This window comes from Arachidicoccus ginsenosidivorans (assembly GCF_007971385.1).
GTDB lineage: Bacteria > Bacteroidota > Bacteroidia > Chitinophagales > Chitinophagaceae > Arachidicoccus > Arachidicoccus ginsenosidivorans.
The window spans coordinates 2,950,003-2,961,882 of the sequence record NZ_CP042434.1 but is presented as its reverse complement, the minus strand read 5'-3'; the positions used below and the strand labels follow the sequence as shown (position 1 = coordinate 2,961,882).

Sequence of the window (11,880 nt, the reverse complement as noted above, 5' to 3'; positions counted from 1 at the left end):
CAGCTCACGTCTTACAACTTATTGTTAACCATTTGCTTAGAGACTAATCTTACCGTAAGAGCTGACCGATTCAGTTTGCTTTTTCCGTTTCGGGATTGCAAAGGTAAGCGGAATTTTTACTCTACCAAACTTATTTGATATCTTTTCTGAAATTATTTTTGAAGTAGCAATGTTTATAAGGGTTTCAGCAAAGAAAAAAAAATAAGGCAACGAGAGAAACATTATTTATTCCCTCTATTTTAATCCATAAATCACCCTTTTTTCTTTAAAACATTGACCACTTTACCTGAAAAAGAAAGCGACCTTTTAGGAATCTATCGGTGATTTTCTGTCCTGTAAATATAACCACATTATAAGTTCTAACTAAGTGCTGTACCTTTAGCAATATAAAATCGTCATTAATTGCAATTCAATCAAGACCATGAACAAAAAAACAGAACAAATTTTTGTAATGATCCCAGGTGGCTGGCATGGAGGCTGGGCTTTTGATTCCATAAAAGAAAGACTTGAAAAATTAGGCCATAAACTATTAGCCTTAACCTTACCCGGCCTTGAAAGTGACACTTCAAATCAAAAAAAACAAATAAACCTGGATACGCATATTCAATATGTAGTGGACCTTTTGACAGCGCAGGATCTTCACAACGTAATCTTATGCGGCCATAGTTATGGCGGCTTGGTTATTACAGGCGTTGCCGATAAGATCCCGGAAAAAATACATTCGCTTGTTTATATAGATGCCTATATCCCAGAAAATGGTGATTCCTGCTGGAAACTCACAAGCGATATTTACAGAGACCTCTTTGTCCTAGGAGTAGGCCATGACGGATTTACGGTTGCTGTGCCCACAGGCACAGAAACCCGAAGAATGCCGCACCCCATGGCCACATTCCTGCAAAGCATACGGTTAAACGGTAACTATAAGCAAATTTGCAACCGGACATTAATATACGCCAGCGGCTGGGAAGCAACCCCCTTTAAAAATCAATATGAAGCCAGGAAGAATAGCCCGGATTGGCATATTGAAATAATCAATTGCGGCCATAATATCATGAAAGAGGCACCTGAAAGACTTACAACGATCCTGCACGAGCTCGCAGAAGCTTAGATCGTAGTGCTAATTTATATCCCTGGTAATTAGCTCAGCTATTAAAGGTCACTTAACAGATACAGCCCATTGTAGGTACTTATGACAAGTTGCTTCCCGTTTCGCCCTCCAACACTTATTCCCGTAATTCTCTCGGGCAGTTTGATATGGCGGACTAACTTGCCAGAAGCGTTATACCCATATAAGGTACCGTCTGCGATCCATACAAGGTCGTCGGATTGTGGTACAATAGAGAAACTGCCCCTGGGTGCAAAAGGCGTTAATCCGGAAACAAAACCCGCCTGATCTACCTGCAACCGATAGGAGTATTCATTATACTCATCAGTAACATAAAGTGGCTGGCCTGGTACCGCTCTGGCCAGCGAGGTCGATCTGGCCAGATCATAAACAACGGGGATAATCGTCTGACCATCTGGTGCAACCCAGCAACTATCCGGGCGTGCTACCACCACCTGCTTGTAATCATGAAAATCTCGCCACCGGTGGGCTGGATAATAAGCCCGGGCAACCGGGCTTATGCTACCCATAGCCACTTTTTTGCATAAAGTAATACTATGATCAGGATCCTCAGGATCCAGACTATACACTAAAGTCCCAAATCCTGAATTGCCCCAGCCGCTAAAGGAGGTTCCACCCGCATCGGCAGGGTTTTCAAACTGCTCCTGTTTACCATTTATCAGATACCCATCCATGGGCACATATTTGAAAACGACTAAAAGATGATCCGCTTTATCACAGGCCAGCGATAAAGGCTCCCAGGGATAATCACCCAGTAAAGTTACCAGCCCAGTTTCGGCAGACCATTTATAAATGCGCTTTTTGCCCGAAGTGCAGAAATAAACATTCCCTTTACTATCTCTACAGAGCCCTTCGGGCATTTCAAAGCCATTTGCCAGTAGTCTTAGTATTCCCTTTTCCATTCCCTCTAATCTTAGGTCGCCATCACCTAACTTTCGGGTATTACGCATAATTCTGGCAGTCTGCGTATTGGTTTGGGTATTTACGAGGTGCAGAGAAGCTAATTCCCAGGGCATCACATACACCTGCTTATTGATATCATACAAACTATGACTGCTGGTATATTTGGTCTGGGCATAATTATGCAGATTTAAAATCCGGATATCCTGCGCGTTGGCTGTTCTGATGGCATAGGGATAGGGTTGATTTACCCGGATAACCCTAAACATATATAAATTGGCAAAAGTTATATTAGCGGTATTTTCTATCATCAGCGGCTGGCACTGGGTACTTTCCCTGCTTTCTTCCTCTGTCTGCATGGCGTAAACCTTCCAGTTCTTTACATTATTGAACCGAACTTCACTTCTTTTGTGGTGCTCAATAGACATCGCATAGATCCTGCCTGGCGTATGGGTGTTAGAGATATATACCCCGCCGGCCGCATAAGTGCTGGCTGACCAGATATTTTTAAAAACGCCGCCGCCATTTCGTGTCACCCAAAGGCTCCAGTACTGACGGTCCCACAATACCTCCTCACCCCGACCATAAATATTACCCGTTTCTGCATATAGCGGGCTGCGCATGGTGCCATGACCTCCAATAAACTTAATGTCATTAACCAGGGAGCCGGCTGCGGCCTCCCACTGCAAAGCGACCGCTCTGGTATTGCGTTTTGCGGTATTCAGTCCGATGCCTGTAATTATATTGTGGCCGCCTCTTGAGGACAGCACCATAGGCACCGGCCCTCCAAATCCACTAAAATCAGCTGTATTATCCTCCAAAATAATCTGCGTGGCAAAGGGATGCAGCCCAATGAGCATAGTACCCGGTTTCAGCTGTAGGGTCTTGGAGATCCGGTAACGTCCCTCAGGAAAATAAAGCACCGCAAAACTGTCAATTGCCGCCTGCAACAAAGCAGTCTCATCTTGCTTTCCATCTCCTTTGGCGCCCAGTGTCTTTACATTGACCCATGTTTTTACCGCTGGAAGTGGTGCAATATCGGTTTGAAGATTGGTATTAAACGAACTTAGAGGCACCATATCTATATTTACATCCTTTTTATTTATCTGCCTTTCACTTGCAATGGCATTTAGGCTATCCATCACCAAACCTGCAGTATAGCTTTTTACCAGATATATTGGCGAGGCAGCCGTTACAGGCAATAACGCCTGATCTTTAGCCGTAAGCAGCGCTGGCACATTTTTCAATCTGATACCCCTTAAATTGACCTGGGTTTCAGGGGTGCTGGCCCAACCGATCTGAATGGCCGTATCCGAAACATTCTCCAACACACAATCTTCCATATAGAGTTTTTCCCAGAATCCTTGATCCACATCAATGACTATCGGCACATTTTTAGCCTGGAGCCTGACTATGGTAAGACCAGCCTCCTGGGTTTTTATAGCTGCCTTTCGCTGCCCCTCAAAATAAGTATCCAGCATCATATATTGCCATCCCGGAGAGGCCTTCGTGGTAAAAATGCCATAATCCCCTCCGTAAAACCGAACGTCCTGAATCTCATTACCCACATCAAAGATGCCGGCCTTACCCTCTCCAATAGCCATATCCACATGTTCCACAAAGCTATGCTGCGCAAAATGCGTCCTGAGTGCAACTGCGTTATGATTCCCTTTGCCAATTTCAAGGTTAATATTACTCATGCCACTGTAAAAAGTACCCGCTCCCGCGTCCGATATATGTTCTTTGGAAGAGATCCCGGAGGTAAACCAGAACATATATGCAGCCTTACCTTTATCGGATATAATAGGCCTATCAAAGCCAGGAGCATTATTTTTTAAACGAATCACAGGCCTATGGCTTCCATAGCCAATTAACCGGATGGCAGCCGGGATATAGATTGTCCCGCTAATGAGGTAAGTTCCTTCAGGGATAAAAACAATACCAAAATTCTTTTCCCTTTTTAGCTTATTGATCGCCTCCTGCAAAGTCAGGGTAACATCTGTCTTGCCATCCGCGCGGGCTCCTGCTCCAAAGTTCTCTGTTGTAAAATAATAAGCCGCCGTATCCTTAGGTGCTGTCAGGTAATAAGAACCAGCAGCCCCAAAAGCCGTATTCGGCTTTTGGCGACCGCTCATCTGCCTGGCTGACTGACTCCAGCCGGCCGGAGAGATAAAAAGCATAAACAGTCCAGCCATAATATGGTTTAATATCATTTTCATATCATCATTATATTTAATCCTTAAATCAATATATTACTAATTGCGCTCTCTGATCCAGGGGCCATTAATGGCTTCCAAGGGCCGTCAGTGCCTGCAGGTACCAGGCGGCATGTGGCAGCCACTGTTCCGTCCAGCGCCATTCATTGCCCTGATCTTCCGTCCTAAAGGCAATCCCGGTGCCATCACTATTTAACCCGGTAATCCCATTAGAAATCCCACCCGTCTCACTGCCATGACCATAATTTGAATGCATATAGGGCACATTTTTATACCCAAACCCGTATAAAAAGCAAATACCGTATGGATTACAACCTGTAATCCAGGAAAGATGATGCAGGGCTGCTGACTTAAGGCGTCCCCGCAAGCCAGCAATCTGAATAATTTGAGCTTCAGCCTGCCCGCCCTGCGGTTCTAAAAGGACGCCGCCCGACAGAGCCGCCGTAGCCAGGGAGGCCAGACGGGCATTCTCCCCCTGCCACCACCAGCCACTTTCATTTTCATGGGGAATAAAAAAGCCTGTTTCCAGCTTGCCTTTATACAAAAATTGCTGCCTCGGATAATCAAAAGGATTGACCACTGCATTACTAATGGCCAATTGATGACTCAATACATCCCGGATGATATTAATGGCTTTATTCCTATAATTAGATTCCTTTTCCATATCCAAATACCGGATCAGACTGACCACCGGCATACCTGCATCGCTTGCATGCCAAAAAGGCCTCGGCGTGGCGTTAAGGATCCGAACCCGAGTCTGTGTCTGAGTCATTGTATTCACCCCCTGGTAAGGCCCGTCCGCTCTCAGATATCCATCAGGCATATACCGCGCACATAATCTTCCAGCCCAATGCCTAGCCTCGTGGCGGTAAAATTTATCTCCAGTCGCCTTCCAGAGTTCCGTGGCGGCCATCAGCGCACAGTAATCATCAATTATATTAGGCACCCCATCATCATCGTACCTGTTGTTAAAGCTTAATAAATGTTGATAAGCACGCTTTGCCCCGTTAAGGTAGTTAGTAGCTGTAAAATGGCCATTTAACTTCCAGCAGCTGATCCTGGCAAGGGCCGCAATGGCCACACCGGCACCTTCCCTAAAGGCGCATCTATAATCAGTAGTGGTAACACTATTGGCCTCCAGCCCTACGATCTCTCTAAAAGCAGGATCCTTTTTAAAATAACTGAATACCGTCATGTAGAAAAAATCACTGTCAGATAAAGACCGCAGTAGATAATCAGCACCCCAGAGGCTCTCTGATTGAACACTGTCCAATAAATACCACTGTTTGAGCGACGGTGCCAATTTCTCCGTTGCCTGAACCAATGACCAGGTAACCAGCGGTATTTGTTGGGGACTCATAAAATTGGTATAGGCCAGATGAGAAAAATACTTACTGACATCTCCAGAGGCGTCGCACCAGCCCCCGCGCAGATCTACCCGTCTGGTGCTGCCTTTAAGCTTAAGGTGCGCATCAGCTGCCCATTCTATAGCTGTATTGGCTCTTTGTCTGCTAAAATAATTAAGTAGCGCGCCAATACCCTTGTGGACAAAAGCTGCCTTATCTAATACCCTGAAAACAGCACTAGAAAAACTTTTTGGACCAATCTTCACAACTACCTGATACTTACCTGGTGATTGCAAAGACGATACATCCAGCACATAATACCGGCGATCCTTAAACCACTGAGTGATCATTACTGGTTGAGGCATCGCACCCGTCAGTACTTTGGCCATCGATTTGCCCGCACCTGTCGATCCACTCAGCACAGGATAAACCCGGTAAACAAAAAAGGAATCCCGTTGGCCATCAATATCTTCTTTCCATATGGATGCTGGCCATTCAAAAATCACATTTTTGGCCCCTTGACTGATATAGCCAAACTGATCCAACCTGAAAACAGGTGGCTCACTAACGGCTATGGTTTTAGCTGGTGGCCCTTGCAAAGTAATCACTCTCGGGCTGCCGTCCACTTGTAAAAAGCAAGTGATTCCAAGGACACTCATAATGACAATCTTCCTATTTAACCCATTTGCCCGCTTTAATGCTTCATACTGCCAGCGGTGGCCTGCAAAACAAGCGCACGTCATGCGTTGTAAAAATATAAAAAGACGCGCCATTTATTAATGATTTTAAATAACAATAAATTTTTTAAGGTTGGATCTGCTGAACTTGCAATTCTACCTTGGAAATAGGGTCTGTATGGATCGGCAAATCCGGCAAAGCAGATTTAGCGCCCAGCCAGAACAATGCATTTAACAACATCCGACACTCTGCTTCCCTGGAAAAGGTGTGGGATAGCGTGGCATTGCCTGGGCCATATTTATGTTCATAATCCATATCGTTATGGCCCATATTTACATACACCATATTGTACTTCTTATTGGTCCAGACCACCGGGTAATCCCCTTTGTGCCATATCTCAAATAACTTGGGACCGATTCCCAGCGGGAAGCTGGAAGAATCAATACTTAGTAAAACCTCCAAATTTGGATTATCCCTTAGATTATGTTCCCATTTATACCATTCATTGGGGGCTGACTCAAATAAAGCGGGCAACAACCTGGTTACCGGATGCGTAAGTTGATCCACTTTTAAAATGGCGCTGGTGGGTCGCCAGGTATTCCCTTTATATAAACCACAACCCAAAAATCATCATAATACCAGTCCCAAATATGCTTTTGGTCATTAAATGCACTCACATGAAAACCAATAAAGCCACCACCATGGTTCATATACCTTTCAAAACCAGGTCGTGCACTGGCAGGAGGCACATTATCCAAAAACAGCACCACCTGGTATTTTTTCATATAGTTGCTGTCTTGCAATAAGGACCAATTTTTCGTGGAATCATAACTGAATCCAAATTCTTTACCCGCGCTTGCCAGCCAGCCGTTGGCCTCATGGGCAAAACTGATATGCGCCGGATCAAAATCAGCCGAATAAAAGGCCAGCACAGAGAAGGCTGGGCGCTTTGCAGGCACCTGGGCAATAGCTGGCTCTGTTTTTAATGCCTTTGAGGTACGCATACCCAAAGATTCAAAGACCGTCTTTTGCAAAACCTTATCGGGAGCGTCAGCTGCATAATCCCAATACATTGCCCCTAAGAGATGGTGCGCTCGGATATATTGCCCCTTAATATCAATAGAAGCCGCATTTTCATAATTCATCAAGATCCGGCCGGTATCATCCGTTAAATAAGGCGCCTTGGCACTGTCATCCCAGTGATGCTGATAGCCTTTGAGCTCAATAATCTTCTTATAATCCAAATATCCTGGCAGCGGCGCCCGGCCATGTCCATAAAAAGGGATCCCCAATACCAGCTTACCGGCCGGCATGCCGGCCTTCACATGCAGCCTGACAGCCTCATCTGCCGTCAAATGCGCACTCATAGAAGATCTGAACAGTCCTGCGTGATGCCTGGGGGCACCAGACATATCATAAGCCATGATATTGACAAAATCAACGATAGGAACAATGGCCTTAAAATCGATGTAACCTGCACCAGCCGACGAGGCCAGGGTCAGCAACTTATCCTGCCCGATAGCCCCACGCAAGTCCTGCATCAACAAGGTAAAATTTTTCGTATCTTCCGGTGAGGCGCTAATCTTTGCGCTGGAGCTGGTCGGGTATTCCCAGTCAATGTCAATACCATCCAGATCAAAGGCCTTTATGATTCTTTCACAATCCAGGGCAAAACTATTTCTGTGGGTCGCACTTGCAGCCATTTCACTAAAGCCGCCACTACCCCATCCGCCGATAGATAAACAGACTTTTAAGTCAGGCTTTTGCTTTTTTAAAACCACGATGGCCTTTAGTCTGTCAGGATTGGCAATACGTACCCCATTAAAAGTTTTATTGACATGCCCAAAGGCGTAATTAATATGTGTAAGATAGGTAGGATCAGGCAGTATCGTTGACCAGGACGTAACATAAGCCAGCGCCACTTTAGGCTGCGACTGCGCCCTTAAGACAATCAGACTATCCTTTGAAGTCCTGAAAAAAGCAGCTGCCTTAGCCTTTGGCAGGAGTTCAAACAGTAAAAGCAGTAAAACCAATAGGCTGCTAATACCCTTAATATGAATATGCGGATTACTACCTTGTCCACTGCTACGTTTAAAGTGCTGCATTATAATTACATTTTTAGATGTGTTAGTAAACCAAAAACAGGCTTCAAAACAGTTTTTTCAGATATCCATTTAACGCATTAGGAATGTCTGCTGCGACTATTGAGCCTAGGATTATTAAATATGCCCAATTCTAATGCCCCTAATCAAAATACAAGTGGCAGGTGTTTGTAAATAAAAGCAGGCCAACGACCAAGCTAACGACCAGGCTAACGACCAAGCTAACGACCAAGCTAACGACCAAGCCAACGACCAAGCTGACTGAACCTAAAAACCATCAGAAAGGAGGCGCAGCGGCCATAGTTACAGCCACTTGGTTACTGCTCTGGTCACAGGCGAAGCCGGATATGCAGCACTGCCAGTAACCGGGCATAAAATAACATAGCGACGGCCCAAAGCAAGGAGCCACCAATCACCCAACCCACCCACATAGGCTGCTTATAGAAAAACAAAGGCCAGCCAAAATACCAGACTACAAAATAAATCATATCGGGTGCCAGATAAGTGGTCAGGGCGTTGCGCCCCGTCCATCCAAATGGCCTGGCCCAGAATCTCTTCCCCTTGATATCTATAATATAATAAAGTCCAGCTAAAACCAGCATACTGACCCCGACACATACCATAGCCCAACTGGGCGTACCGATAATTTTAGAAAAAATAAACCAGTGCCTGAGTCCAAATCCCAGCACCAGACAAAATAGTCCCAATAAGGCCAGCCTGCTGACAAATCCACTACCTGCAAAAACCTCACGTTTGAGCAACATTCCGACAACCAGACCGGCCAAAGTTAGCGTAGGTACATTCCCGCCAAGCCAGACACCCAATATATCCACTAACCAGCCCTGACCCATAAAATCCAGCAAGCCAGAAAGACCAGCGATATTCAGCAATAAGGCCAAAAGCCAGAGCAGCACACAATACAGGATTTTACGCCCCGCCAATACATAAGTTAAGGCTGCTGCAAGGTATCCCCAGCCAATCAATCCAAGGATTCCCCACCAACCATGACGCAGCCAGGTAGGGTGCTCCGGGGTTCCACCCCGGAACTTCCAGATCAAGCATATTAATAACAGAAAACCTGCTGTCTTTAATAAAACGATTAAAACACCCTTTCTACCCAGTGGCTTGTGTAAAAAGCCGGCTCCTTTATTCCAGATAAGAAAGATGGATGTATAAAGCAAAAAAAGCCAGACCAGCTTACCCATACCTGTCAGCTCCTGATTGATCCTTTCACTGCCATTCAAGATCAGCACACCAATCACAAGTAAACTAATTGTCCTGACCAAAATATGCGCCAGCAATTGCTTCATTCCAGCCCCTTTTTTTCTTCGTGCCTCTATTGCAAATGGCACAGATACCCCTACTATAAACAAAAAGGCCGGGAAAACCAGATCTGCTAGTCCGATGCTGTTTTCGTTTGCACTGGCATGCACCAACCAGTGCGGCACCCCGGTTCATACAGGTCATTGACAAATAGCATGAGAAAGATGGTTAGTCCCCTCATTACATCTAAGGAATCTACTCTGGAAGTGATCGTTTTCATGGGCTAATCAAATACATTGCCTTTCGGGTCACGTGACACCAGCCACCTGAAAGTATTTACAATAAGTTTATTTTGTGTGGCATCTGTAAAAATAGCACCCCCATGCCCCATATTCATATATACCATCCGGTAACGCTTATTGGTCCAGACGACTGGATTATCCCCGCTTCTTAAAATATCTTTTAAACCCAGGGGATAATTTTCGGCGGACAAAGAAACCAGCACCTGAACATTACTATCCAGTCTTGGACTGGGTTTCCATTGATACCACTCATTGCTGGGCGATATAAAAGTAGCGGGCAAGGTCTTGGTAACCGGGTGACCCGGCAAATCCACGACCAGTTTTGCCGGTACCGGCGGCCAGCTATTGGTATAGAAAACAGCGCCGCCTAAAAACCGGACAAACCAGGGCCAGTGGGTGGTTCTATCATTATATCCTGCCACATGAAAACCCAGCCAGCCGCCCCCATTTTCCATATAACCTTCAAATGCCTCGCGCTGCTGATCCGTATGGGGAAAATCATTAAGCATTACGATCAGACTATACTCACTTAGTTTTTTCGTGCATAAACTTTGCATATCCGAACTGGTATCCATATCAAACTCTCGCCCCTGCTGTAACTGTTTAAAAAAAACAAGGGCAGTATTTTTAAAGTCCACATGATCGGGCTCTACCGTATTGGAATAGAGCATAAGGATTTTAAATTCAGGATAAGGCGGCCGCAGGGTTCCCAAAAGTTCATCGGCAGCGTGAACCTTCATCCCTGTCAGGAGCATAAATGCCGCCATCAGAAAAACACACCAGCCATGGGCACATACACCCGTCGATTTACCCCGTAAAATCCTGTTTTCAAAGTTTTGTCCAAAAGATCTGATCATAGGGTTGTTTTTAATAAAAAATGTCGTTTATCAATTTATTAAACGCATGACCTATTCGCTTATACCTATACATTTCCAGCAACAATTCTAGGCGTATCTCCTTATCTTATCCCAAATTTGCTACCTGACCAATGCATATCCCCGTCAATCAGTAAAACCATGCATCGGCTTTTTACCGGCCGTCCAAAATAGTGCATTCCAGAACAGGCGTACATAATCCGGGTTTTGCCATAAACCGGGACCATGCCCCATAAAAATATAAAGATTACGGGCTTTTACCTTTGTATTTGTCCATATCACAGGATGCGGTCCATGCATTTTTATATCCGTATCTGGCCGGTAACTGGACTCATCTACGGTGGCAAGTACTTTTATGTAGGGGCCAGGCACCTGGTCATAGGTATACCACTCCTCCTGACTAACTAAAAACCTGGAATGCACCCCCTGCATAACAGGATGGTGTGGCGCCTTTACATCCACATAGGCTGAAGCAAAATCCGCAATATAATTTTTAAAACGAATGCCCCCCATAAACCAGCTAAACCAATTCCACATCGGATAACCATCAAATTCACCTAAAAGCGTCGCATGATGAAAACCCAGCCAGCCCAGACGCCCCTTGGTAACAGCTGACCTAAAAGCCTGCATCGAACGCTGCGGCCAGCTATAGGGTGGATAATCCAGCTGGATAAACAGCTGGTATTTAGACAGCAAGGCCGAATCGATCAAATCAGCGTTTTGTATATAGTGCACGCTAAAGTTTTGCTGTTTTGACCACCGGTTGAGAAATGCCGTGGCCGCCTTGGAATAAGCCAGATGATGCCCACCGTTTTCATAAAGCACCAGTACCGCAAAACGCGCTGTATCCGGTGCCAGTTGTCCACTAGCCTTTATATGGCTCAGCATTTGCGTATTATTAATACTGCTTTGGCTGTTGCTACTCTTCATTGACCGGCCAAAGGCGATGTGTAGGGCGGTCTGTAAGGCAGTAGTCACAATAATTGTCAGCAGCAGCCTCCGGAAGAAGACAGGCAAATCTGCCATACATTTATGGACTATAATCCTTCTAGACTGCTGCATCTTTACTTAT

General features: G+C 45.3%; 9 protein-coding genes. 2 read left to right on the top strand and 7 right to left on the bottom strand.

The window, feature by feature from the left end; all coding sequences use genetic code 11:
- The first annotated feature begins 421 nt into the window (after positions 1-421).
- Positions 422-1,108: an alpha/beta fold hydrolase gene (locus FSB73_RS11835; protein WP_146782282.1), complete on the top strand. Its 687-nt coding sequence runs from the start codon at positions 422-424 to the stop codon at positions 1,106-1,108.
- A gap of 41 nt (positions 1,109-1,149) precedes the next feature.
- Here the strand turns inward: FSB73_RS11835 and FSB73_RS11830 are convergent, their stop codons facing one another.
- From FSB73_RS11830 to FSB73_RS24870, 4 genes are all read right to left on the bottom strand, one after another.
- Positions 1,150-4,245, bottom strand: a complete 3,096-nt coding sequence (locus FSB73_RS11830; protein ID WP_146782279.1) for a glycosyl hydrolase family 28-related protein — start codon at positions 4,243-4,245, stop codon at positions 1,150-1,152.
- A gap of 64 nt (positions 4,246-4,309) precedes the next feature.
- The gene (locus tag FSB73_RS11825) at positions 4,310-6,361 is read right to left on the bottom strand and encodes a glycoside hydrolase family 9 protein (protein ID WP_146782276.1); all 2,052 of its coding nucleotides are present in this window, start codon (positions 6,359-6,361) and stop codon (positions 4,310-4,312) included.
- Between the two features lie 31 nt (positions 6,362-6,392).
- The gene (locus tag FSB73_RS26675; protein WP_262712319.1) at positions 6,393-6,833 is read right to left on the bottom strand and encodes a ThuA domain-containing protein; all 441 of its coding nucleotides are present in this window, start codon (positions 6,831-6,833) and stop codon (positions 6,393-6,395) included.
- 2 nt (positions 6,834-6,835) lie between these two features.
- Positions 6,836-8,371, bottom strand: a complete 1,536-nt coding sequence (locus tag FSB73_RS24870; RefSeq protein ID WP_262712318.1) for a glycosyl hydrolase family 18 protein — start codon at positions 8,369-8,371, stop codon at positions 6,836-6,838.
- A gap of 161 nt (positions 8,372-8,532) precedes the next feature.
- On the opposite strand from FSB73_RS24870, the gene FSB73_RS11815 reads away from it, so the two are divergent.
- Entirely contained in the window at positions 8,533-8,733 is a 201-nt protein-coding gene (locus FSB73_RS11815) for a hypothetical protein (RefSeq protein ID WP_146782273.1), read from the top strand.
- Here FSB73_RS11815 and FSB73_RS11810 read toward each other — a convergent pair.
- The 3 genes from FSB73_RS11810 to FSB73_RS11800 all read right to left on the bottom strand — a co-directional run bounded on the left by FSB73_RS11810 (position 8,698) and on the right by FSB73_RS11800 (position 11,870).
- A complete protein-coding gene (locus tag FSB73_RS11810) occupies positions 8,698-9,816 on the bottom strand; it encodes a DUF5009 domain-containing protein (protein ID WP_225973958.1) in 1,119 nt (372 codons plus the stop codon). The two genes, FSB73_RS11815 and FSB73_RS11810, sit on opposite strands and share 36 nt — an antisense overlap.
- Positions 9,817-9,914: 98 nt before the next feature.
- Positions 9,915-10,790, bottom strand: coding sequence for a ThuA domain-containing protein (locus FSB73_RS11805; protein WP_146782270.1), 876 nt, complete (start codon positions 10,788-10,790; stop codon positions 9,915-9,917).
- A 144-nt stretch (positions 10,791-10,934) separates the two neighbouring features.
- Positions 10,935-11,870, bottom strand: coding sequence for a ThuA domain-containing protein (locus FSB73_RS11800; protein ID WP_225973957.1), 936 nt, complete (start codon positions 11,868-11,870; stop codon positions 10,935-10,937).
- Positions 11,871-11,880 lie beyond the last annotated feature (10 nt).